Raw genomic sequence first — 23,139 nt, forward strand, 5'->3', positions numbered from 1 at the left:
AAGTTTTGTGTCGGTGTACAAGAAGAAACATGAATGTCCGACGACATAAACATAGGTACTTTGAGATCCCCGTTAAGTGGTTTTTTTTATTTGAAGGCATTTATGTTTGTGTCGCAGTGTCACGACACAAACATATGAGCAAGATCGCTGTAGGCTTTTCGTGCATCGAAAGCGGAGGCTTTTAAAAAAACGAGTACGTTCGGGTTAATGTTATAGAAGCGTGTTTAAATGATACTGGATAGTTCGTGTTGTCGAATGATAAAAACATAGCTTATTCAAACCTACGTAAACAGTGGGGCCTTGTGATCTTAGGGTCAAGTTCTTGTCTTTAGTCCGCGACAAGAACTTATCCTTATTGTAGACTATAGGGGAAGGAATGGATGTTTTTAGAACCGGAAAATTTTTCACTCTGCAGGAGTTGACCTGGAGTCACCTCCAGCAATTAGAATGATGAATGAAAGGAGGCGTGCTCGTTGTACACGATCGGTCAAGTCGTAGAGATGACGGGTTTCGGTCACGATACGCTCAGGTATTACGAGAAAATCGGGCTGCTCAAGCCGCAGCGCAAACCGTCGGGCGGCGCTCGAGTGTTTAGTGACGACGATCTCCGGTTGCTGTCAGGACTAAGATGTTTGAAACGGTTGGGATTGTCTCTAGAAGAAATCAAGTCGTTCACGAGTACGAACCGCTGCGTGACCGAACTCTCATCGATGCACGACGGAGACGAAGCCGTTCTCCGGGATCGAGTCATCTTGCTGACAGACCACTTGGCCCGGATGGAGACGCAGCGCCGCGAACTCGACGAGATGATCGATCGGACGAAAAACAACATTCGACTGTATAACGAGCTGTTGGACGCGACGCCGTAAACGTTTCAAAAGTTCCGGCGTTCGTGCCTCCAAATACAGTTGCAGAGGAGATGCGAGCGTGAACATTGCTATGATCGGGTCAGGACACATCGGAGGTACGTTGGGGAAAGCGTGGGCGACGAAAAGTCACCGGGTGACGTTCGGCACGCGAGATCCACAAAGCGAACGGATACGTGCGCTGCTCGAGTCGATCGGTCCGAACGCCGCGGCGACTTCCGTCAAGGAAGCAGCCGCGTTCGGCGAAATCGTCGTATTGGCCGTTCCCGGCACGGAAATCGAGAGAGTGCTAGAGGAGGCGGGAGACCTGCGGCGAAAAATCGTCATCAATGCGACGATGTTGTTCGACGGCCGGTCTGCGGACTCGGAAGTGCGGAGGCTCGCGAATGGCGCACGCGTCGTGCGGGCGTTCCATACGTCGACGTGGGAGGCGCTCGCGAACCCGCGGTTCGGCGGGGCGAACGCCACGCTCTTCATGAGCGGCGAGGACGAAGAAGCCAAGCAAACCGTCTTTCGGCTTGGCGCAGAAGTGGGATTCGACATGGTGGACGTGGGAGGTACGGAGGCGATGGCTGCAATCGAAAAGGCACTCTTTTCGTTCTGGACCGCGCTCTCGCCGCGGTTCGGCCGTGACTACGCTATCCGGGTTCTACGAAGGGAAGAAACGCAGCCGTCTTAAACTGTAGCCGCACGACAAAACAGACCGCCGTGCGAAACCCTACAAATCTAAATCCTTTTGATATGAGACATGTCTAATAAACAATAGACGCAACTGCCGGCATTAGGCATCCGCATTTATCTAAAACTGGTTTTCAACTTAAAAACGAATTAGTGTGGGTGACAGAACCCTGGCACGCTAATGAGGCGATCAGACATTTATCCAATAACACAAAACTCCCCCCCCAGAAACGGATGTTTCTTGCCGCTGATCGGCGATCAGCTAACACTCAAGAAGGGGGGAACCCTTCCATAGTATACCCACTTCATCAAGCGCAGCACTCGATATGGTAATAATTATTGGGTGATCAACGGCGCTTGATGTCACGCATGGTTGCCGCAGCTGACAAAGGAGAACGAAACAATGAAAAAGTACATACTCTTCGATCATGATGGTGTTCTGGTTGATACTGAATTCTGGTATTACAAAGCGGGAGAACGCGCTCTGGCTGACATTGGATTTACCTTGGATAAAGATCAATACCTCCGCGACATGACCCAGTCATTGGGCACTTGGTCCCAAGCTAGGGCAGCAGGTATTGATGAACAGACCATCAGCAAGCAGCGTGATGTCCGCAACGTCTATTATCAGGAATATCTAAGAACAGAAGCCATAGAGATTGAAGGCGTAGTTGAAACTCTAGCCGAACTGTCAAAGTACGTCCGCATGGCCGTCGTGACGACTGCAAAACGTGCGGATTTTCAACTTATTCATGAAAAGCGCCAGATTATACAATTCATGGAATTCGTCCTTGTTCGTGAAGACTACGAGCGCACCAAGCCGCACCCGGAACCATATTTGACCGGACTAAAGCGCTTCGGAGCTACCAAAGAAGAGACCCTGGTTGTAGAGGATTCAAACAGAGGGTTGAACTCAGCCGTGGCGGCTGGTATCGACTGTGCTATTGTCCATAACGACTTCACAAAAACACATGACTTCTCACAGGCCAGCTATCGAATCAAGACTCTGATTGAAATAAAGGACATTATCCTGAATGCATGAATATTGCGGGAACTTTAAGCTTTGTTTTGACTGCTAAGACAAAAGAAATCCCCCAACGACAAATTGAAAAATTAGAGTTATCATTCTTCCGTTGGTTCCCTCAGTATAAGTTTGTCGAGGAAAGTGTTTGCGAGTACAAGGAGTTTTACATGGAGTATAAGAACTTCGAGCTGGCTTGAATACTGCTGTTAAAATAGTTAAGGACTGAAAAATGATTAAGCTAACGGGTACGATAGTGTAGGAGCTGCTTCAACGCGGCTCCTTTTTTTATATTGAAGTAACGGGCAGATTACTATAATACCTAGCAAATGCTACTCTTTAGAAAGAGGTGATCGAAAAGCAGAGGTCCACTAATTTCACTTAAAAGTCTTGTAATCCACCTTATCCCAGCCTGAGCTAACTTTCATACTTGCAGAAAATACTGGACTTATCGTTCCAGAAAAGTATATACTGTACCTACGGAAACGGAGGGAGAACCATGGGACGCTACAAAGAGTTTGATAAAGAAGCGGTGCTTCATAAAGCGATGCTCGTTTTTTGGAAGAAGGGCTACGAAGCGGCAAGCATTCCCGATTTGCTGGAAGCTATGGATCTTAGCAGATCAAGTCTGTACGAAACGTTCGGGGACAAACAAACGCTTTATATCGAGGCGATCAACTGGTACAAGAAGTGGAAGCAAGCCAAACGGGACATCCTCGTCAATGCGACATCCGCAAAATCGGGAATCCGGCAGTACTTCGAGATACACATCGATTCCGCCTTGGATGGCGAGTCGCCGAAGGGCTGTCTCATTACTAATGCAGCAGTCGGCATGGATTCGCCAGACGAGCAACTGAATGCGTTGATCAGGGAGCGGTTTGACGAGTTGGAGAAATCCTTCTACGAGCTGCTGCGCAAAGGTCAGGAGACGGGAGAAATCATGCCTGAGAAAGATATCAAGACTTTATCTTATCTGCTCTTAAACCTGAATCATAGTATAAATATCGTTGCGAAGGTGCAGGGTGACCGCAGCAAGATGCAGCAGATGATAGATATGGTGATAGAAATGCTATAAAACATTTTTTTTGCACATTCCGGAACGAATGTTCCAGAAAATTTATGGCGAGTAAAGGGGACTTTCTATGCATTCAGCTTCCATTCCAACGGAAAAATCGGTTTCGCCATCGCTGATTTTTATCCTGGCAGCCGCTTGCGGTATCATAGCGGCAAATCTTTATTATGCTCAACCATTGATAGGCTCGATCGGTTCGACCATCGGGCTCTCCTCCGGCGCTGCCGCGCTCATCGTTACGTTGACTCAAGTCGGCTACGGGATCGGCTTGTTATTTATCGTACCGTTGGGAGACATCCTGGAAAATCGTAAGTTGATCCTTTCATCATTGCTCCTTACAGCCGCCGTTTTGACAATTGCCGCTGTAATCAAAAGCGCCATCCTGTTCCTCACCGCTTCACTCGTGATCGGAGTAGGTTCCGTAGCAGCACAAATCCTTGTGCCGTATGCGGCTCATCTTTCGCCTGAAGCCGTGCGCGGTCGCAATGTGGGCAACGTCATGAGCGGGCTACTTCTGGGGATTATGCTCGCGCGTCCCATTTCAAGCTTGGTGGCGGAGTATATGGGCTGGCGCGCCATATATTTCATCTCCGCAGCATTGATTTTCGCGCTGGCTCTTGTATTGGCAAAGGCACTACCCTCAAGGAAGCCTTCGACCGCTACAGCTTACCCGGCGCTGCTGCACTCCATGCTGCATCTGCTGAAGGCGACACCGGCATTGCGCCGGAGGGCAATTTATCATGCTTGTGTATTCGGAACGTTCAGTTTGTTTTGGACTACAGTTCCGTTGGTATTGACAAGTCCGCCGTTCCATTTCACTCAGAAGCAGGTCGCTCTGTTCGCATTAGTCGGGGTAATGGGGGCAATTGTGGCGCCAGCAGCGGGCCGTATGGCAGACCGTGGATGGGTTCGCCCGGCTACGGGATGGGCATTAGCCATCGTCATCTTTTCCGAGCTGCTTCCTTTGCTGGTTCCATCAAGTTCTGCACTCGCAGTCACCATCCTCGTAGTTGCGGCGATTTTACTTGACATGGGGGTTTCGGCCAACATGGTTCTCGGGCAGCGGGTGATTTTCTCTTTAGGAGCGGAATTTCGCAGTAGGCTTAACGGTTTGTATATGGCCATTTTCTTTTTAGGGGGCGCTATCGGCTCAGCGGCAGGGGGATGGGCTTACGCAACGGGGGGCTGGGAGGCGGCACAGCTGATCGGAATCGCCTTACCGGCCATCGCCATGGCGTATTATGCGACGGAATTTTCGAGATTAAGGAAGGAAAATCTCATTGATTGAGAGTAATCCGCACGTTCTAAGCAAACGGGTTACGCTAGAGACGCAGCTGCCACATGGAGCGGCTATACAGCATTCATCTGCATATTGAACGGCAGGGTTACTTTGAGGTGACACAGCACCGTTTTTACTTGCTGGCCAAAGCATTGTCTTAGATTATATTTCAAATTATAATCAAATGGATTTCTAGGAGCTTGTCGTGATGCGACAGCTCCTTTTTGCATTTTTCGCCTATAGGCCCGTTAAGCTAAACCGTATCATATAGCAAATTAGCTTATTCCGCTAACGGTTCCGATTTAATGTAGATTTCCCGTATAAACATTACCCGCCGCAATCGCCATATTCTTAGTATGGAAGATGATGGGGTGAGCAATTTTTTAAAGGCGAATAAAGAATTACTGGAGAAATTCCTATTGCGATGCCTCGCATTATCCTTCAAAATGGAAACCTTTCGCCGAATGAATCGGCACACAGAGTCTCCATCTTTTAAACGGAATTGTCCATTAAAAGGAATACTCTCGTTCAACTTTACAAATTTTGATTTGATAATTTTGGTACCAGATTTGCTTACCTTTTTCCTGAGCCACTTTGTGCAACTGATTCTGCTTCCAATTGCGTATCGCCTCTAGGCTATCCCAATAAGAAATGGTAATGCCGACTCCTGCTGCATCCCTCACACTTTCCACCCCTAAGAATCCAGGTTGCTCCGCAGCAAGCTGCTCCATTTTTTCAGCCATGATGTTATAGCCATTATCCCCACCAGTTCGTTGACTCGAAAAAATGACTGCATAATACGATCCGTTTGCTTCAATTGTCATCTCCACCATGCTCCTTTTTTTGAAATGCTTTTGTATAAATTAGACTATACAATTAATCTTTAAATAAATAAAATGAATGTTTATAATAATATACATGAAGACTACTCATGTATGCTAGGAGTAATTATGAATTTAGATAAATATCGGATTTTCAGCAAAGTAGTCGAAGTGGGAAGTCTAACAAGAGCGGGAGAGTTGTTAAATCTAACACAATCAGCGATCAGTCATGCGATTTCCAGCTTGGAACGTGAGCTCGGTCTGAGTCTCCTTATAAGGAACAGAGCAGGGATCCGACTCACCAACAACGGAGAACGCTTGATCCCGCACATTAGAGAAATTCTTCAGGTGAATGAAAAACTTAATCAAGAGATTGCCGCGATAAAAGGGATTGAAATCGGAACAGTGAAGATAGGTACTTTTACAAGTGTATCTATACAATGGTTGCCCCAAATTTTGAAAATGTTTCAGAATCAATTCCCTCAAATTGAAATCAAACTTCTTGATGGAAATTACCATGAAATAGAGGAATGGATAGCAAGCGGAACTGCTGACTTTGGATTTGTGAATCTGCCTACGCTCGAGGCATTTGATGTAGAGCCGCTTTATCAGGATAGGATGATGTGTATTGTAGGTTCTCAGCATCCCCTTTGCCGTCAATCAACCATCCGCTTAGAACAAGTCATCACTGAGCCTTTTATCATGCCCGTTGCGGGTTGTGACACTGATGTAATGCGAATTTTCACACAAAATAAAGTCAAACCAACCATCAAATATGAGCTAGAAGATGACCATGCCATAATCGCCATGGTGCAAAGCAATTTAGGAATAAGCATTCTCCCAGAAATGATTTTGTCACAACTACCCGAGAATGTAGTGTGCCGTCCATTGGAAGGGATGTATTATCGCTCCATAGGTATTGCTGCCTTATCTATTAGAAATGTCTCTCCAGCAGCCCAAAGACTGATTGAATTTATAAAAAAATGGATCACAGATACCCTTACAGATAACCGAAATAGGAGCAGAGAATCTAACAGGTGATTGAACTACAGGGTACGATAGCTTATCATGATATGGATCACCGCCTGCCTGTTACGGTAAGAGTAAAGGCCATTCCGTAAGGAACGGCCATTTTTTATGGACCAATATCGGACTTCTTGAAAATTTCACTGAGACTGGTGAAGCTATCAGCAGCGTGACCGTTCTCCATGCCGCGCCTGAATACTCTCAGAACAGCGTTTGGCAAGGTGCTATCGATGCCGGCATCCTGGCTCGTATGAACGACATGCTCAACGCTCGCCAAACCCATGGCAAGTCTGTCCACATCTCCGGGATATTCACCCATGTTAATCCGTGGTGTGTAGAACTCGATGAACTTCGGCAGTGACGACATTGTTTCGGTAGCGTATGGCAGAAACTGTTCAGCCGAAATACCGTTCGCTCGGGCCACCGCTGCGGCATGAAGATAGCTGAGCATGGCTGGGTTTGAAGTCGGCACCGTTCGCGTCGGGGCGTTCCCGATTGTGTCCGCGAACTTCTTGCCAAAAATATTGAGGGTGATCGGGGAGAAGTACCCGGGGCTGACATTCGAACTGTACGAAGGAACCATTGATGAGATTAAACAATGGCTAGATTCCAGAAGGATCGATGTCGGATGGATTATTCCGCCGAGCAACGAACTGGAAACGATTCCGTTCTTCCGAGATGAATTATGTCTGGTCCTTCGGGATGATCATACGTTGCAAAGCCGTTCGACAATCCATATCACGGATCTGCATAATGAACCTATGATTGTGTGCAATGGCGGGTTTGTAACGCCAATTTACAAGCTGTTCCAGCAATTCGGAGCCACTTTGCGCACCAAATATGACGGCCACAACATAAACACGGCATTGAGCATGATGCAAGAAGGGCTAGGCGTCTCGATCGTATCGAAAACTTCGTTGTCATTGTCGGCGTTGCCGCCTAATGTCCGCATTCGAACAATTGATCCGCAGCTGTTTAGAGAGATTCATCTGGCGGTTCCTTCTTTGAAGGAGGCTCCACACGGGGTGAAACTGTTCCTGCAGACCGCAAGAGAGCTTTATTTGTCCGGGGTACGATAGCTTAATAAACAACTAAGACGCGGTTGCCGGCATTGGTCGACAGCCGTTTTTGTTATAACGGGCATGTTAGATGGCCCATATCCCCCAAAAAAAGGTAATTGGTAATTGATGGCGAATTCTTCACCTGAACGTAAGTATTAATGAGGTGATATCAGTGGCATGGAATATTGGGTTACTTTGTATAAAAGCGGAACCAACAGTCGTCGAAAAAGAAACTTATCTGGACATTTATTATAAATCGAAAGATGGACTTCATTTTGAGGATATTACATCCGTTACTATGGGGTCAGCCCTTGGAGTTGGTTATGTTGAGCCATGGACATTAATTTTTGATATAAACGCCCGGTTTATACTGGATGAGAAGCTTCCAATTGAAGTATCAAAGAAATATAAAGTTAAGACGTTTTGGATTTCAGAATCACTAATATATAGAGATTATCATTTCGGTATTTTCAAAAAAGGTGGAATAAAAACAGAAGTTAAAGGGATTGAATCAGGACTAAAATATTTGTCTTCAAAGGGGATAAAAACAAAGGATAAGTGGGGGGAGACAATTATTTTTCAAATCATCGAAAAAGAAATATTGAATAAAACTGACGGGGATTTTGTTGGTTCTATTTGGAGTTTGCCATTTGCAAAGTATGATCTAGACTAGCTTTTATTCGTTCGTGTTTTAAAAATACCTCTAAAGGAGGACTAGTCTTGAATGATAATATCTGTAGAGCAGCTGCGAATGGTAATATAGAGACCGTAAAATCCCTTATTTCGAGCGGTATTAAAGCAAGTTATGAGTGTATAAATTGTGGTCATTCTTTACTAAATATTGCAGTAGAAAATGATCAATTAGAGGTAATAAAGTTCTTGCTTCAGAACGGGGCGGATATAAACTTTAGACACCTTTCGGACGACACAAACATTACCCTTGTCCATTGCATGCTCCCCTTACGATAGACAGGCGAATTATAAATAACCTTTAGTATAAGGGAAGCATACATTTGACGATTAAGCCATCGAACCTACAAGAGCGTATTCAAGCAGACCGCTCCGATTTCGCGTACGCGGATCTTGAACAGTTCCGTGCCAGTCGTACGCCCGATTAGTTCCCGGTATTCCGCTACCGACGCGTGTGGCAGAACGGCGAGAATGACGCCGGCGAAACCGCCGCCGTGTACTCTGCATGCACCCTCGCCCAACCGGTCGATGAAACGTTCGGTAATGGCGAGTGTAAGCGCAATCCCTTGTTCACGTGACAACGATTCTTGGTAGATGTTCTGCAGCCATTTCCAAGAGGAATTACCCGAAGCGGTAATATACTTCAGCACGTTCTGCCACTCGCCCGCCTTAATTGCCTCTACCTGCCGCCCGACGCGGTCATTTTCATCCAGGAAATGGAGCGCCCGCAGCACCGCTCGATCTCCGGTAGTTTCGCGGAGTTCCACTAGCCGACCGTAGATCATCTCTGCCGTCAAATCGCGACATACCTCTACACCGAAGGCTTGTGCCACCGCCCGCATCTCGTTCGGAATCGATGCATAATCCTTCGTCAGGTCAGCATGGTTACCGCCGGTGCTGACGATGACAAGGCTGTAACCTGCTGCTTCAAAGGTACCTGGAATACGCTCGATCTGAGGCTCTGCCGGCTCCTTAAAGTCGATTGTGATCATACCGCCGTACGAGCAGGCCATCTGGTCTAACATTCCTGATGGCTTGTTCCAATAAAGATTTTCGGCATACTTGCCGATGCGCGACATCATAACCGCATCCATCTCTCCGTTGTTATAAAAAGTACTTAGAATCTGGCAGATCAAAACTTCAAAAGATGCAGAGGAGCTGAGTCCTGACGCCGGAAGAACGTTACTGCTGACGTTAGCATTGAATCCGCCGATTCGGTACCCGTGCTGCTGGAAACCGTGTGCAATACCGCGGATCAAAGCAGCTGTCCCGCCCTCGCCTGACTGAGCTTCTAGATCATCTAGATGGATGACTGACATGCCTGGATACCCTTCAGAAATTACGGAAATAACTCCGGTGTCTACGGCTGCTGCAGCCGCAATCGTATCTAACTGAATACTAGCCGCCAGCACCTTTCCATTGTTATGGTCCGTATGATTACCGCCTATCTCTGTGCGACCCGGAGCACTGAAGTATTTCAACGACTCTGTATTTCCATATTGCGCACCGTATCCTTCCATACACCTCCGGTACCTCTCAATCTGTCGCTCTCGTTCTTCGCTGCCGTACATCTGGTCCAGTAGTTGTTGTGCCTGAGCCGAATCAAAAAGCTGCTCGAATTGATCTTTCATTTTGAGTGTTCCTCCTGGTTCTAACTGTTTGAGTAGTAGTTATCATGTCCATTGTACCGAAAGGCAGCGCTCACAGATAGGATATTTATGAAAAAAATCGGTACTCCGGGGTTATTCTTAAGGGGTACGACCAGTAGTATCGCAGCATAGAGGGCGTGCCGCGCCACGCCGGGCAACCAGAAATCATCGATTTAAGTTCACCAGTAGGCGCGAAAGTATCCTTTAAGTGCGTCGCCATTAGGGAGGAAGATTGATCAAGCCCCGCTCTATGCCCTCGAGATTGGTTTTGTAATTGGAATAAATCAACAAGAAAAGTATTGGACTAAAAAAAGTTTTAGACTGGACCGGTAACGTGAAGTTAGGCTAACGGGCAGGATAGTTTAAGATCATTCGCGGTGAACCGTATCACATATATGTGGTAAAATACTTCTCTTGTCGTCCCATTTAAATCGCTCCTTATTAGTTGCATTTATAAATGTTATATCGTAATATTACGATATATTGACTTTGTAGATCGAAGGGATTCCCGATGTATAACAATTTCGAACAATTTCATGAGACCTCGGACATTTTGAAAGCGTTAGCTCACCCGGTACGATTGTGCATCGTAAAAGGACTTCACAAGAATGGTTATTGTAACGTTGGATTCATTCAGGAATGCTTACGTCTTCCACAATCTACAGTGTCTCAACATTTGCAAAAACTTCGTAACTTCGGCATTGTCAAAACAGAACGGAACGGACTCGAAGTCAACTACACCATTGCTGACGATAGGGTGAGACAACTAATTCAAGTTTTCTTCGGCGAGGATGAATCAGAGTTTGGAGAGAAAGGATAGTTTTTTATGGAAAACACCCTCAACGACAGGGTGGACTACTAGAGTGTACTGAAACTTTCAGATTTTCAATTTCTTATATTGTCATTTAAATCATTCCCGATCGAGGTATACAGGGCGGGAATTCCCAGGTGAGTTCTGATAGAGAACGCCGACAAAATCAAGCAATTCACACGGGTGTTTACCGTAGCGGCACTGCTGCTCGGCCTGTTGATCAGATTATTGCTGTCGTACCGAAACAGCACTCCGATCAATAGGCTGATTGGTGATGAGACGGAGCACTTCGGCAAAAATGAGGCTATCGTCGGACGAAACGAATATGACTTTTTATACAGCAATATATCCGATTATCATCATGAAAAATAAACGGTTGGAAGCCGAGTTAACTGACAACGGTCGCTCGTAAGGGATGCCTTTCTCAAACGGTGGATTGCAGGAGAGTTCCAGACACGGGAAGAAATCGCTGACGCCGCCATACAAGCTGACGTTGAGTTGAACTTGAGTACGGTTATCGGCATTTTGCAAATCAACGGTTATGCAGGCATGGACAGTGCAGAATTTCTTAATGAGCTTTACGCTGCCCGGCTTATTCTGAAGCAGCACACTGTAAGCCTGCTTGCGTATGACAAGATGCCAATCTCCAATAATAGGACATTAAGTTCGCCAACCTACACAGACGAAGGAGTATTACTGAATGGATAAAATACGCAAATCAGCAATGCTGTTGCTAGCTCTAATGACATGTCTGACGTTAGCGGCTTGCTATGGGAACACCGGCACATCGAGCAAAAGCACTGCTGAGGATCATACGAACTCCAACGCCAAACATATGGGGGCTGATGTTTCCCAAACGAAGCCTTCTCCGGATGAGCCTACCTGGAAGCTGGATACAACACCGATTACGTTTAACTGGTATATCAATTTCGATTGGTTTAAAAGCAAGTGGGGAGGCAACGCCGTTTCCGATTATATAACGAAGAAGACGGGCGTCAGCTTGAACTTTATCGTGCCTGCTGGCGACGCCAGCGAGAAGCTCAACACGATGATGGCATCAAGGTCGCTCCCTGACTTCATCACGCTTGGCTGGTACGAGGATGCCGTGCTTAAGATGATCAAGGGAGATATGGTGCTCCCATTGAATGAGCTAGCGGAACAGTATGATCCTTTTTTCTTTAAAGTTGCGGACCCCGTGAAGCTTAGCTGGTATACTCAGGCTGACGGCAATGTGTATGGCTACCCGAATGCATCTTCATCCCCTGCGGATTATCAAAAATATGGCCAGCTTTTTACGTCTAATCAGACCTTTGTTGTTCGGAAAGACATGTATGAAGCACTTGGGAAGCCGGATATGAGCACGCCGGAAGGGTTCCTCAACGCGCTGAAGGCTGCAAAAGAGAAGTTTCCGGAAGTGGACGGCCAGCCGCTCATTCCGATCGGCCTGCACGAATTTACGGAAACCGGCAACTATTCGCTGGAAGCGTATCTTCAGAACTTCCTAGCCATTCCGCAGCAGAAAAACGGCAAGCTGTACGACCGCCGGAGCGACCCAACCTATCTGAAATGGCTGAAGGTGTTCCGCCAAGCGAATGAGGACGGGCTGATGCCGACAGATGTCTATATTGATGAAAAACGACTGGAAAAGGATGAGAAAATTTTGCAAGGGCGCTATTTTGCCATGCTGTATCAGTGGTCTGATTTTTCAGAGATTAACCAAGTGTTGTATCGGAAGGACCCGAATAAGGTGTATATCGCGATTGATGGTCCGGCGAATGATGTGCATGATGCGCCAACACTTGCAGGAAACGGCGTCTCCGGTTGGACGGTGACGCTCATCTCGAAGAACGTCAAGGATAAGAAGCGGGCAATTGCCTTCCTCAGCTATTTGCTCAGCGAAGAGGGAAACAAGGATCTGTACTTAGGAGAGAAAGGCGTTACCTACGATACGATAGACGGCAAAGATCAGTTCCTGCCGGAGGTCATACATATGCTCAACACTGACCGCAAAGCGTTCGATAGCAAATATGGCGGTTCTTATATGTACTGGATGCTAATGGATACGAACATGAATCTAGCATGGATGAAGGGGATGGATGCCGAGCCTGCCAAACAAATTGCCGATTGGACGAGGGGCAAGACGATCAGCATGACCGAGTTCGACAATCTGGATCCGGACCCGACGACGAAGGAAGGTATTGCGGAAGGTCAAAACGTGCGGCTCTGGGCCGAGACGCTGCCGAAGCTGCTGATGTCCAAGTCGGATGCTGAGTTCGATCAACTGTTCGCCGAATTCATGAACAGCATTACTAAGGATCCCGAGTATGAAGCCATCGTAGCTAGCCGGCAAGCAGCCTATGAACGAAATGTACAGAAGCTGAAGTCGTCGCTCAATCATTAGAGGAAGCAGGAGATGGGATTCGCGGCAATCCGTTGGTTATTGGAGATACGTGCATTTACGTTTAAGCTTTCGCTTCAAGTCAAACTGATTCTGTCATTTGTCTTCGTTATCCTCATACCGGTCGTTCTATTCTCCTGGTATATGCTCAATGAAGAGTCCGCCAAGGCAATGAAAGAATTGACGAAGAACAGCGAGAATGCGCTTGCGGTCGAGAAGACGAACATTGAGAATAACATGGAGCTGATGGGATGGACCGGTCAGCTTGCGTTATCCAATCGGGAAATGAACAAATTTCTGCAAATTGAACAAACTCAGAGTACAGCGCATGTTATTCATATTAAGAATGATGTGGTCAACAGCTTTCAATATTTTCTGTTCAACAATCCACGAATTGCGAATGTCCGGTTATTCACGGACAACCCTTATGTGAATGAGATTTGGCCAGTCATCCTAAAGGAATCACGTATTCAGGACAGGCCTTGGCATGATAAGGTGATGAAGCAGAGCGGTTTGCCCTGGTGGGAGATACAGGAAAATGTTTCACTTACCGGTGCGCCATCCGAACCATCGCCGAATGAGCCCTTCATGACGTACTTGCAGGAATTCAAATATGCGGATAACGCAACACATAACGGGATTCTAGAAATATCGATGAAGCTGTCGGATTTCTTCTCTCGAACATTCAGTAGTGTGCAGGACACGAACTCCCAGCTGATCGTAGTAGCAAGGAGCGGGCAGGTATTCAGCTTGAAGGCTTCACCTGTGTTCGAGCAGCACAGTGCGGAGCAATTGATGAACAGCGTAAATCTGACGAATAATACAGATTACGAGACGGTACAGTTCAAGGTTAATGGGCGGTCCTACTTGGCATTTCAGAACTACATTCCATCGATCGACGTACATCTGGTCAATATGGTTAGTCTTGCGGACACGATGGAAAGCATTAACCATTCGAGAGTTCGTTATATTGTACTCATTTCGTTATTAGCTGCATTTCTCGTACTGCTGTCTTACTCGCTGCAGGCGATGATTTTGCGCAGGCTTAAGGTATTAAAAGAATCGATGGAACAGGTTAGAAGCGGTAACTTCGACGTCGAGCTGCCGCCTATTACCGGTACCGATGAGGTAGGAGAGCTGGGCTTTCATTACCGCAAGCTCATTCTAAAGATTAACGAGCTCATTCAAGAGCAGGCAGCTAGGCAGGCGGCAGGCAAAGAAGCCGAGCTTAGGGCGCTGAAGAACCAGATCGATTCCCACTTCCTCTTCAATACGTTGGAGAACGTCAAGATGCTGGCGGAGATCGAAGAGCAGTTCCTTATATCGGACATAATGACTGCGCTTGGCGGTATGATGAGGTATTCGATGGAATGGAAGCGGGATCACGTGATGCTCAGTGATGAGATTCAGCAGGTACGCCATTATGTATCCGTCATGAGCATCCGTTATGATGGAAGACTTGATCTCCAACTGGCGATTACACCGGAATGCCTCAAGCAGGAATCGCTCAAAATGTCACTGCAGCCCGTAGTCGAGAATGCAATCAAGCATGGAATGAGCCGCATGCATTCCAGTGACGGAAATCTTGTCATTACGATCTCTGCCGTCAGGCGTGATCAAGCTTGTGTCATAGAGATCACTGACAACGGCTGCGGCATACCGGAAGAGAAGCTGGGCTTATTGAATCGAATGCTCCGGATGGAAGAGTCCGCTTACCAGGATGTCCGGCAATTATTTGTTCGCAAAGGTAACCACCACAGCAATGGAATCGGTCTGCGAAATGTGGACCAACGCCTAGTGATGAGCTATGGGACGGAATATGGGATTCAGATCGAGAGTCAGGAAGGAAGCTATACACGCATAATCATGACTTTGCCGTATCGTGTCATGGGAGGGGGATTAGACATCTATGATTAGCTTACTGATCGTCGACGACGAGAAGATCATTCGGAGGGGCTTGCAATCGGTGATTGAAAGGCAGTTTCCTAACTTGTTCAACTACCGATTTGCCGAGAATGGACAAGAGGCGCTGGAGCTGCTTCGGCAGGAGCCTGCGGATATTATGTTCACAGATATCCGAATGCCAATTATGGATGGGATCGAACTGCTCGAGCAGTTACAAGACCATCCGGTTAAACCCGAGGTTGTTTTGCTGTCTGGCTATAATGAGTTCGAATATGCGCAGAAAGCGATTCGTTTGGCCGTGAAGGAATATCTCGTGAAGCCTGTGATACGGGAGGAGCTGTTTGCCGTCCTGGAGCGATTAATGCGGGACATAAGGATGAGAGAAGAGCGGGCAGACAAGGCGGGCGAAGATGCCAGCCTTGCTGCTGCCGAGCTAGTCACCCAGCATTTGACCCAGAAGGATGTAGGGGATGCGATAACACAGAACCAGCTGAAGCAGGCCGGATTTAGCTGGTTGGATGCAGGATATAGACTGGGTTTGCTTACGCGACGCAGTGGAGGATCAGAGCCTGGCAGTACGGATGCTGCTTCTTTTAGGAATCAAATCGCTGAGCTGTTACAAGGGCATATAGATTGGATGCTCACGCGTGATGGAGAAGGCGGGACGATTATGATCGCACGCGATCCGGTTATATTCTTCCAGTTGGCGGAGCGGTGGAGGTTGAGTGTATATGAGTCGCAGCTGCGAATTGCGATTAGCGAGTCTGTTCAAGGGATAGAGCAGATAAAGTGGGCATACAGCCAAGCGAAGCAAACCTTGAAATACAGCATTGTGCTTCCAGAACTCGATGTGCTGGACTATACCAGCATAAGTGAGCGCTATGAGCGGCATGTCGTTCCTGTTGAGTTGATTGGGCGATTATCGAATCTGATGGGAATGGGACGCGGGAAGGAAATGAAGCAGCTTCTCGATCAAATTCTAGATGTTCGTATCATTAGCTGCTGTGAAATCGGCTACCTGGAACGGATCAGCCAGCTGCTCAATGAAGAGCTGTTTGACAAGGTGTTCCACATCTACGGAAATAGAGTGCTTGACCTATTAAGACCGTACGCCTACGTTGGCCATATCGGGAATTTCGATCGATTTGAACATTATTATACAGCTGTTGAGCAGCTTCTCGAGAGTCTGGATCGGTTTATCCAAGATCGGAGAGAGCAAGCACCTGCGGATCAAAATACGATGCAAAAAGTTCTCGCCTACTTGCAGACGCATTATGCCGACAATTTGAACATGGCGGTCGTGTCCAACCATTTCTCACTTAATTACTCTTATTTCAGCCAAGCCTTCCAAGAATATAGCGGTGAGAGTTTCTCGAACTATGTTCGCCGGTTAAGGCTGGACAAGGCGAAGGAGCTGCTGGTGCACTCCGATTTGAAGGTGTACGAAATCAGTGATCAGGTTGGATTCGAAAATGTGAAGCATTTTACGAGATTATTCAAGGATACCGAAGGCATCACAGCGCTGGAATACCGACGCCAGCGAAGGCTATTTGAGAATCCAATTAGGGGCTGAGATTGCACTGAACGTTTGCAGAACCCTCCCCGCGAAGCAATTTCTTTGTCGAACATTAGTGTGCAACGCGACGAGACTTACCAGCAACGCCTTATTGTCATCGAGCTCCAAGCTCTGAAATGGGTCAGATCTGTTAAGTTTTCGTAAGATCAAGAAGATAATGAATAAAGGCTTGAACAGAAGGGTTACGGAACTGATGCTTGAGATAAATCAGCTTGATCTCTCGAGTAGGTGTGGGCTCCACAAGACGAATCATCCTCATACCTTGACAAGGAAAGCTATCGATCAAAGAAACAGGTAAAATAGCAGCACCCATTTTATGTAAGACCATGGATAGAAGTATGCTCGTTGAGGTAGACTCGAATTTGTATGGCAGGGTATTGGTGAGCTTATCGCTTAATTTATGAATCTGTCTGAAGATTTGTAAATCTTTAGCCAATAAAACACCATCAAAATCTTCTAATTCACGAAAAGAAATAACCTTTCTGTCTGCCCATGGGTGATCCGTATAAACGACCAAAGCTTGTTCTTCATGATATAAATGCATCATATGAATATCTTCGTTTGGTTCGGGCTCATCCGTAATACCAATATGAATGCTCCCTTCCAATAGTTGTTTAGATGTAACCTCTGCCCCCACAAACTTTAAGCTGATATCCGGATACTTTTCATGGAATTTCAAAAAGCCGGGCACTAAATGAATGAAGTTGTTAGGCGCGATGCCTATCAATAGTTTATTGGTCCGAGCGTGACGCAGCTCCTGCGTTTCTTTTTTTGATTCTTCAATTAATCCCATTACGGAAAGGGCTTTTTCATATAGAATCTCCCCGGCAGGTGTAGCTTTTACTCCTCTGCCAAACCGCTCGAACAATGGGGTGCCGACCTCCGTCTCCAAGTACCGGATCTGCTGACTTAATGTCGGCTGAGAGACCAATAATACTTCCGCAGCTTTCGTAAAGCTGCCTTCTTTGCAAATTTGAATGAAGCACTCTAAGTGCCTGAACACTGTTGTTCACACCTCTCCCCGCTTATAGTTTAACATGTACTCATCCATCTATTTATCCAGTCTCAGCAACTCTTACAAATTGTTTCATCTCTTGAATGAACTCGTGTGCCGTTGATCTCATCATCGCAGAGTTAAGATGCACAAGGGATATATCCCAAGTAGGAACCTGGCCTTCGATCCTTACAATGCGCAAGGAATCATCGTTTAAACTTCTGAGTAAAGAGATCGGAAGAAGAGCTGCTCCATGTCCTTGCCGAACCCAATGGATCAATAATGAGGTTGAAGTCGTCTCGATCATCGACTCCAAGGTAAAGCCGCAAGAGAAACCATACATTTCAATTAACGATTTGTATTGTCCTCGAAACACTATTGAATTCATCTGCTTCAAAGCTCGAAAAGGAATGGATACTTTATCTGCCATAGGATGGCTGGTGTGAAGCAATAGTGCCATTTCTTGCCTGTAAAGATGTGTTGCAACCACCGAATGATCTGATATAGGATTCGAGGTAATACCAATGTCAACCCCATGCTCTTGAAGTTTAAGTTCTACATCCTCCGCCTCGATAATTTTCAACTGCGCATTTGGGAACTTTTGGTGAAATCTAAGGAAAGTAGGAGCTAAATATTCCATTTCGGAAGGGCAACAACCAATTGTAAGTGTTTCTCTCGTTACATGCTTCTGACCGTATATCTTATTCCGGGCTTCCTCAAGAAGATTCATAATGGCATTCCCCTTATTCAAGAGAATTCTTCCTGCTTCCGTCAGCTCCACTCCCCTGCTAACCCGATTGAACAAAAGAGTATCATACTCGTCCTCCAATACTCGAATTTGCTGACTTAACGTAGGCTGGGTAACCCCTAATTGTTCTTTAGCTTTCGTGAAGCTTCCCGATTTGCATATTTGAATAAAATATTCAAGCTGGCGCAATTCCATAGTGTATCTCCTCCCGACCCAAATGATTATTCGTAATAGCTGCAAAGATATTTCAAACAAAAAGGCGGTGCCCATTGAAAGTGATAGTTACCCTTGGAATAATGGGCCGTGATGAATCGCCGGTTGCCCAAATACCTATATTCGCCTGACCGGACGATCCCAGGCCTTTATAAACATTATAAGTGGGAACCTGTCTTGTAATATATCCGCCAGATTTCAGGTGAAGGTTGCTAGATTTTAGGGTTGGTACGTTGGAGACACTATGCGTGTAGCCTGATAATATAAAGAGCTACATTCTCAATTAACGGAGCTGGACCCGCGGTTGAGAAGCCGCGCTGAATCATTTCGTGCTTTAGAAGTTCCCGGATGAGCGGCTAGGATGATGGCAAATTCCCGGCGTGGTTGCTGGGTGATGTCCCACAACATAAATAACGCCCTTGGTCGCTCCTATTGGAGCGACCAAGGGCTACTCAGCCTAATTTCACGTTATTTGGAACTTCGTTAACCTTTAAGAACCGCCGTATGCGGACCCGCATATGGAGGCCAGGGGCTAGCCGCCCCTATCGAATATAGAGTTTATCCTCCGTGGCCGCCAAACATCGCTTGCGCATAAACAATGCCCGCACCGTAAGCGCCACTATGCTGCATAGCAACTGCCAACACTGGTTCATAGGTTTCTTGACGAGCCCAGTCGCGTTGGTACTCAAGCAAAACGGATAGCCAGGTAACCGGGATGGCTCCTGCCTGTATCATGCGTTGAATGGACATGTTATGTGCATCTGTTGTTGTCCCGCCGGAAGCATCCGTTACGATGTAGACTTCATAACCTTCTTTAAGGGCTGAAATGACAGGGAAAGCAAGACAAACCTCTGTCCAAAGCGCTGCCATAATGAGCTTCTTACGGCCTGTTTGTTTCACAGCAGCCACAAAGTTCTCGTCTTCCCAAGAGTTCATGGATGTACGGTCAATCGGCGTTATCTCAGGAAATACCTCCTGAATATGCGGATGAATTGGACCTGAGAATGACTCAGCTGCAACCGTTGTAAGAATAATAGGCGCATTGAATACTTTGGCCGCTTTTGCAAGTCCAACCGTGTTGTTAATGATGGTTTGGCGATCAGCGCTTTGGACACCAAACAGCATTTGAGGCTGATGATCAATAAGAATAATTGCCGAGTTTTCCGCCGTAAGTAAATCGGTCTTGCTGTTGAACATATAAAATCCCCGCTTTCCATGGATATGATTACAGCAAATCCAAATAGTTGAAACCTGCTGCTTGCAATCAGTTTATTGAAATGCAAGTGTCCAAACAATCTTCAGTTTTCTATATAACACATAGGGAAAATCTATACAGGTCAAAATGTACTATATATGAATAAGAAATTTTATGGCTGTCAAATAAATTCAACGCGGCTCACTTCCGATCACCAAAAATAATATATAATCGATCCTTATGGGTGTTATAGAGAATGTCATATTGATAGAAAGAATAGTGAGCTTATAGACTTATGAAGGTGAATACTTTGCAATAAACCATATTGACCCGCAGAAAGGAGGGGAAATAGATGTGGGGTTCAATATTTCTCGCATTGGCTACAGGTATTGTCATTGGGGTTGTTTTTCAATCACTTAAGATCCCATCTCCGGCGCCGCCTTTTTTGGGATTGCTTGGTCTCTTTGGTATGTTTTTAGGACAACGGTTGATACCATGGATACAGCTTTGGTTAAGCCGCAAATAACCCATTAAATTTCAAAGGAGAGATTCATTCATGTCTGAGAAAACGACGGTTGTTGAAGCGAGCCTAGTTATTCATAATGCTCAAATCGTGACGATGGACGACGCTAATCCGACAGCCACATCCGTAGCAGTAAAGAACGGCCAATTCCTGGCCGTGGGGGACGATGCCGAAATCATGAAATATGTTGGGCATACCACGCAGGTTGTGGATGCAAATAAGCGAATGTTGATTCCGGGTTTGAACGATTCTCATATTCATCTCATTCGAGGCGGGCTCAATTATAATCTCGAGCTTCGTTGGGATGGAGTACCCTCAGTAGCGGATGCCTTGCGGATGTTGAAGAAGCAGGTGGATCGCACGCCAGCACCTCACTGGGTACGTGTTGTTGGCGGCTGGACAGAGTTTCAGTTCACCGAACGCCGTATGCCAACATTAGAAGAAATCAATCGGATTGCTCCTGAAACTCCCGTATTTATCCTCAATCTTTACCGTCAAGCCTTTTTGAACAAAGCTGCATTGCGAGTAATCGGGTATACGAAAAATACGCCGAACCCGCCAGGCGGAGAAATCCAAAGGGATAGCCAAGGTAATCCTACAGGGATGCTCATCGCTCGACCCAATGCTACGATTTTGTACGCCACCTTAGCTAAAGGTCCTAAGCTTTCTTACGAGGATCAAATGAATTCCACTCGGTTGTTTATGAGGGAATTGAATCGATTCGGAGTCACAAGCGTTATTGACGCTGGCGGGGGCTTTCAGAACTATCCCGATGATTACCAGGTGTTTGATGAGCTTGACCGACGCGGAGAAATTACGGTTCGTACGGCGTATAATTTATTCACCCAGCATCCCCAAAATGAGGTAAGTGATTTTAAAGCATGGACCGCAACAACGCAGCCGTACACGGGCAGCTCCTACTATCGTCATAATGGAGCAGGTGAAATGCTTGTTTATAGCGCAGCAGACTTTGAAGATTTTGTAGAACCTCGTCCGGAACTTCCTGCTGTACTGGAAGACGAGCTCTTCGAAGTTACCCAGCATCTTGTAGGGCAACGTTGGCCATTTCGTCTTCACGCCACTTATGGAGAATCTATAACACGTTTTCTCGATGTATTTGAACGCGTGAACAAAGAGGTTCCGTTTAAAGATTTGCGCTGGATTTTAGATCATGCGGAAACAATCCAGGAGAAGGATTTGGAGCGAGTTGTGGCATTAGGAGGTTCGATCGCCGTTCAAAGCCGAATGGCCTTTCAAGGTGAATATTTCGTCGATAGATATGGGGCCAAAGCAGCGGAAAATGCTCCTCCGATTACCAAGATGATTAAGTCTGGATTGCGTGTTGGTGTTGGGACGGATGCAACAAGAGTAGCCAGTTATAATCCCTGGGTTGCCTTATATTGGTTAGTGACGGGCAAGACACTTGGCGGACTAAGCTTGTACCCAGCTTCCAATCGTGTAGAGAGGCATGAAGCGCTTCGCATGTATACATCGGGAAATGCATGGTTTTCCAAAGAAGAAGATGTAAAAGGGCAAATCAAAGCAGGTCATTATGCTGATTTTTCGATACTATCCGATAACTTCTTTCATGTCTCTGAAGAAGCTATTAAAAAAATTGAATCTGTCTTCACTGTAGTAGGAGGCAATATTGTCTACGGTGCCAACGAATTTGAGTCTTTGTCGCCGCCAGCACCTAAAGCCAGTCCGGACTGGTCTCCGCATAATTTCTTTGGAGGCTATTACAATGGAACCAATTACGGAGGCGGCGGAGCAGGAATTCAGGCACCTCAAAAGGCGCACCATCATCATGGGTGCAATCATCATCATGGCAGTGGCTTTTGTGATCTGGATTGCTTCGTTTTCTAAGTGTATTTCACCAAATTAGTCGAATAGGGGCGAGATCAACATGTCTGAAGTTACGATTAAAGTAAACGATAATGGACCATTGCGTATTACGGGTAATGTAGAAATGGTGGATGCGGTGGGGAACCGTTTTGAGACCAAGGAAAGTTTTATTCTTTGCCGGTGCGGGTTATCCAGTCAAAAACCGTTCTGCGACTTGACTCATAAAGGTAAGTTTGAAAGCTCGCCTAGAGCTTAACCAATTTTGAAAGGAGTTTTTTTATGTCAGAGAAACTAACGGAAGTGCTTAACACCCAGATCGCTAACTGGAGTCTGTTGTTCACCAAACTACATAACTATCACTGGTATGTAAAAGGGCCTCAGTTCTTCACATTGCATTTGAAGTTCGAAGAACTTTATATGGAAGCTGCACTTCATGTGGACAATCTCGCCGAACGGCTGCTTGCATTAGGCGGTAGTCCGGTGGCGACACTTCGTGAAATTATCGAAAAAGCAACAGTAAAAGATGCAGCAGGCAATGAGAATGCAAATGAGATGGTCCGCATGCTTGCGGCTGATTTTGGGACTATTGTGGGTGAGCTTAAAGAGGGCATGAGTATTGCAGACCGTGAAGGCGATGAGACGACTGGGGATCTGCTTTTGGCCATTCATAGCTCCCTGGAAAAGCATGTATGGATGTTGAAATCTTTCTTGGGTTAATTGAGATGTAAGCGTCAAACCGATCCGCTATCCCAAAACCAATTTCGAAAG

24 protein-coding genes and 1 pseudogene are annotated in these 23,139 nt (G+C 46.3%); 18 read left to right on the forward strand and 7 right to left on the reverse strand.

Annotated features, from left to right (window positions below):
* The first annotated feature begins 473 nt into the window (after positions 1 to 473).
* From ACFQ88_RS11530 to ACFQ88_RS11555, 6 genes are all read left to right on the forward strand, one after another.
* A complete protein-coding gene (locus tag ACFQ88_RS11530) occupies positions 474 to 869 on the forward strand; it encodes a MerR family transcriptional regulator (protein WP_239633693.1) in 396 nt (131 codons plus the stop codon).
* Positions 870 to 927: 58 nt separating this feature from the next.
* Positions 928 to 1,545 carry an NADPH-dependent F420 reductase gene (locus tag ACFQ88_RS11535; protein ID WP_239633694.1) on the forward strand — a complete coding sequence of 206 codons (618 nt, stop codon included), beginning with the start codon at positions 928 to 930 and terminating at the stop codon, positions 1,543 to 1,545.
* A gap of 402 nt (positions 1,546 to 1,947) precedes the next feature.
* Complete coding sequence (locus tag ACFQ88_RS11540) at positions 1,948 to 2,586, forward strand: HAD family hydrolase (RefSeq protein ID WP_379454204.1); 639 nt, start codon at positions 1,948 to 1,950, stop codon at positions 2,584 to 2,586.
* Positions 2,583 to 2,765 carry a YxiJ family protein gene (locus ACFQ88_RS11545; RefSeq protein WP_379454205.1) on the forward strand — a complete coding sequence of 61 codons (183 nt, stop codon included), beginning with the start codon at positions 2,583 to 2,585 and terminating at the stop codon, positions 2,763 to 2,765. Before ACFQ88_RS11540 ends, ACFQ88_RS11545 begins: the two co-directional genes overlap by 4 nt.
* A 299-nt stretch (positions 2,766 to 3,064) precedes the next feature.
* Positions 3,065 to 3,640 (forward strand): TetR/AcrR family transcriptional regulator, encoded by a 576-nt coding sequence (locus ACFQ88_RS11550; protein ID WP_379454206.1) that lies wholly within the window; start codon positions 3,065 to 3,067, stop codon positions 3,638 to 3,640.
* A gap of 67 nt (positions 3,641 to 3,707) precedes the next feature.
* Positions 3,708 to 4,925, forward strand: coding sequence for an MFS transporter (locus ACFQ88_RS11555; RefSeq protein WP_379454207.1), 1,218 nt, complete (start codon positions 3,708 to 3,710; stop codon positions 4,923 to 4,925).
* A 500-nt stretch (positions 4,926 to 5,425) separates the two neighbouring features.
* On the opposite strand, the gene ACFQ88_RS11560 is transcribed toward ACFQ88_RS11555, so the two are convergent.
* A complete protein-coding gene (locus tag ACFQ88_RS11560) occupies positions 5,426 to 5,740 on the reverse strand; it encodes an antibiotic biosynthesis monooxygenase family protein (RefSeq protein WP_239633700.1) in 315 nt (104 codons plus the stop codon).
* A gap of 126 nt (positions 5,741 to 5,866) precedes the next feature.
* On the opposite strand from ACFQ88_RS11560, the gene ACFQ88_RS11565 reads away from it, so the two are divergent.
* Positions 5,867 to 6,778, forward strand: coding sequence for a LysR family transcriptional regulator (locus tag ACFQ88_RS11565; RefSeq protein ID WP_379454208.1), 912 nt, complete (start codon positions 5,867 to 5,869; stop codon positions 6,776 to 6,778).
* A gap of 94 nt (positions 6,779 to 6,872) precedes the next feature.
* On the opposite strand, the pseudogene ACFQ88_RS11570 reads toward ACFQ88_RS11565, so the two are convergent.
* Positions 6,873 to 7,217 (reverse strand): annotated as a pseudogene (locus tag ACFQ88_RS11570) (imine reductase family protein); the annotation flags it as partial.
* On the opposite strand from ACFQ88_RS11570, the gene ACFQ88_RS11575 reads away from it, so the two are divergent.
* From ACFQ88_RS11575 to ACFQ88_RS11585, 3 genes are all read left to right on the forward strand, one after another.
* Positions 7,213 to 7,842, forward strand: a complete 630-nt coding sequence (locus tag ACFQ88_RS11575) for a LysR family transcriptional regulator substrate-binding protein (RefSeq protein ID WP_379454209.1) — start codon at positions 7,213 to 7,215, stop codon at positions 7,840 to 7,842. The pseudogene ACFQ88_RS11570 and the gene ACFQ88_RS11575 overlap by 5 nt on opposite strands.
* Positions 7,843 to 7,996: 154 nt before the next feature.
* Positions 7,997 to 8,497 carry a hypothetical protein gene (locus tag ACFQ88_RS11580; RefSeq protein WP_379454210.1) on the forward strand — a complete coding sequence of 167 codons (501 nt, stop codon included), beginning with the start codon at positions 7,997 to 7,999 and terminating at the stop codon, positions 8,495 to 8,497.
* 47 nt (positions 8,498 to 8,544) lie between these two features.
* Complete coding sequence (locus ACFQ88_RS11585; RefSeq protein ID WP_379454211.1) at positions 8,545 to 8,793, forward strand: ankyrin repeat domain-containing protein; 249 nt, start codon at positions 8,545 to 8,547, stop codon at positions 8,791 to 8,793.
* Positions 8,794 to 8,858: 65 nt separating this feature from the next.
* Here the strand turns inward: ACFQ88_RS11585 and ACFQ88_RS11590 are convergent, their stop codons facing one another.
* On the reverse strand, positions 8,859 to 10,145 hold the full coding sequence (locus ACFQ88_RS11590; RefSeq protein ID WP_379454212.1) for a galactokinase: 1,287 nt from the start codon (positions 10,143 to 10,145) through the stop codon (positions 8,859 to 8,861).
* A 529-nt stretch (positions 10,146 to 10,674) separates the two neighbouring features.
* Between ACFQ88_RS11590 and ACFQ88_RS11595 the strand changes: the two genes are divergently transcribed.
* Complete coding sequence (locus ACFQ88_RS11595; protein WP_239633704.1) at positions 10,675 to 10,983, forward strand: ArsR/SmtB family transcription factor; 309 nt, start codon at positions 10,675 to 10,677, stop codon at positions 10,981 to 10,983.
* 324 nt (positions 10,984 to 11,307) lie between these two features.
* On the opposite strand, the gene ACFQ88_RS11600 is transcribed toward ACFQ88_RS11595, so the two are convergent.
* Complete coding sequence (locus ACFQ88_RS11600) at positions 11,308 to 11,583, reverse strand: hypothetical protein (protein WP_379454213.1); 276 nt, start codon at positions 11,581 to 11,583, stop codon at positions 11,308 to 11,310.
* Between the two features lie 91 nt (positions 11,584 to 11,674).
* Here ACFQ88_RS11600 and ACFQ88_RS11605 point away from each other — a divergent pair, with 91 nt between their 5' ends.
* Genes ACFQ88_RS11605 through ACFQ88_RS11615 form a run of 3 tightly spaced genes read left to right on the forward strand, consistent with a single transcriptional unit; the run spans position 11,675 to position 16,850 of the window.
* On the forward strand, positions 11,675 to 13,375 hold the full coding sequence (locus ACFQ88_RS11605) for an extracellular solute-binding protein (RefSeq protein ID WP_379454214.1): 1,701 nt from the start codon (positions 11,675 to 11,677) through the stop codon (positions 13,373 to 13,375).
* 12 nt (positions 13,376 to 13,387) lie between these two features.
* The gene (locus ACFQ88_RS11610; protein ID WP_379454215.1) at positions 13,388 to 15,289 is read left to right on the forward strand and encodes a sensor histidine kinase; all 1,902 of its coding nucleotides are present in this window, start codon (positions 13,388 to 13,390) and stop codon (positions 15,287 to 15,289) included.
* Complete coding sequence (locus ACFQ88_RS11615) at positions 15,282 to 16,850, forward strand: response regulator (RefSeq protein ID WP_379454216.1); 1,569 nt, start codon at positions 15,282 to 15,284, stop codon at positions 16,848 to 16,850. The genes ACFQ88_RS11610 and ACFQ88_RS11615 overlap by 8 nt, the downstream gene beginning before the upstream one ends.
* 133 nt (positions 16,851 to 16,983) lie before the next feature.
* Here the strand turns inward: ACFQ88_RS11615 and ACFQ88_RS11620 are convergent, their stop codons facing one another.
* From ACFQ88_RS11620 to ACFQ88_RS11630, 3 genes are all read right to left on the reverse strand, one after another.
* Positions 16,984 to 17,856: a LysR family transcriptional regulator gene (locus ACFQ88_RS11620; RefSeq protein ID WP_379454217.1), complete on the reverse strand. Its 873-nt coding sequence runs from the start codon at positions 17,854 to 17,856 to the stop codon at positions 16,984 to 16,986.
* A 52-nt stretch (positions 17,857 to 17,908) separates the two neighbouring features.
* Complete coding sequence (locus tag ACFQ88_RS11625; protein ID WP_379454218.1) at positions 17,909 to 18,790, reverse strand: LysR family transcriptional regulator; 882 nt, start codon at positions 18,788 to 18,790, stop codon at positions 17,909 to 17,911.
* 576 nt (positions 18,791 to 19,366) lie between these two features.
* On the reverse strand, positions 19,367 to 20,005 hold the full coding sequence (locus ACFQ88_RS11630; RefSeq protein ID WP_239633710.1) for a hydrolase: 639 nt from the start codon (positions 20,003 to 20,005) through the stop codon (positions 19,367 to 19,369).
* A gap of 350 nt (positions 20,006 to 20,355) precedes the next feature.
* Here ACFQ88_RS11630 and ACFQ88_RS11635 point away from each other — a divergent pair, with 350 nt between their 5' ends.
* The 4 genes from ACFQ88_RS11635 to ACFQ88_RS11650 are packed head-to-tail and all read left to right on the forward strand — an operon-like array spanning position 20,356 to position 23,088.
* A complete protein-coding gene (locus ACFQ88_RS11635; RefSeq protein ID WP_239633711.1) occupies positions 20,356 to 20,529 on the forward strand; it encodes a XapX domain-containing protein in 174 nt (57 codons plus the stop codon).
* A 30-nt stretch (positions 20,530 to 20,559) separates the two neighbouring features.
* The gene (locus tag ACFQ88_RS11640) at positions 20,560 to 22,392 is read left to right on the forward strand and encodes an amidohydrolase (protein ID WP_379454219.1); all 1,833 of its coding nucleotides are present in this window, start codon (positions 20,560 to 20,562) and stop codon (positions 22,390 to 22,392) included.
* A gap of 40 nt (positions 22,393 to 22,432) precedes the next feature.
* On the forward strand, positions 22,433 to 22,627 hold the full coding sequence (locus tag ACFQ88_RS11645) for a CDGSH iron-sulfur domain-containing protein (protein ID WP_239633713.1): 195 nt from the start codon (positions 22,433 to 22,435) through the stop codon (positions 22,625 to 22,627).
* 23 nt (positions 22,628 to 22,650) lie between these two features.
* Positions 22,651 to 23,088 (forward strand): Dps family protein, encoded by a 438-nt coding sequence (locus ACFQ88_RS11650; RefSeq protein ID WP_239633714.1) that lies wholly within the window; start codon positions 22,651 to 22,653, stop codon positions 23,086 to 23,088.
* Positions 23,089 to 23,139 lie beyond the last annotated feature (51 nt).

Source organism: Paenibacillus sp. NPDC056579, assembly GCF_042793215.1.
Taxonomy (GTDB): Bacteria; Bacillota; Bacilli; order Paenibacillales; family NBRC-103111; genus Paenibacillus_S.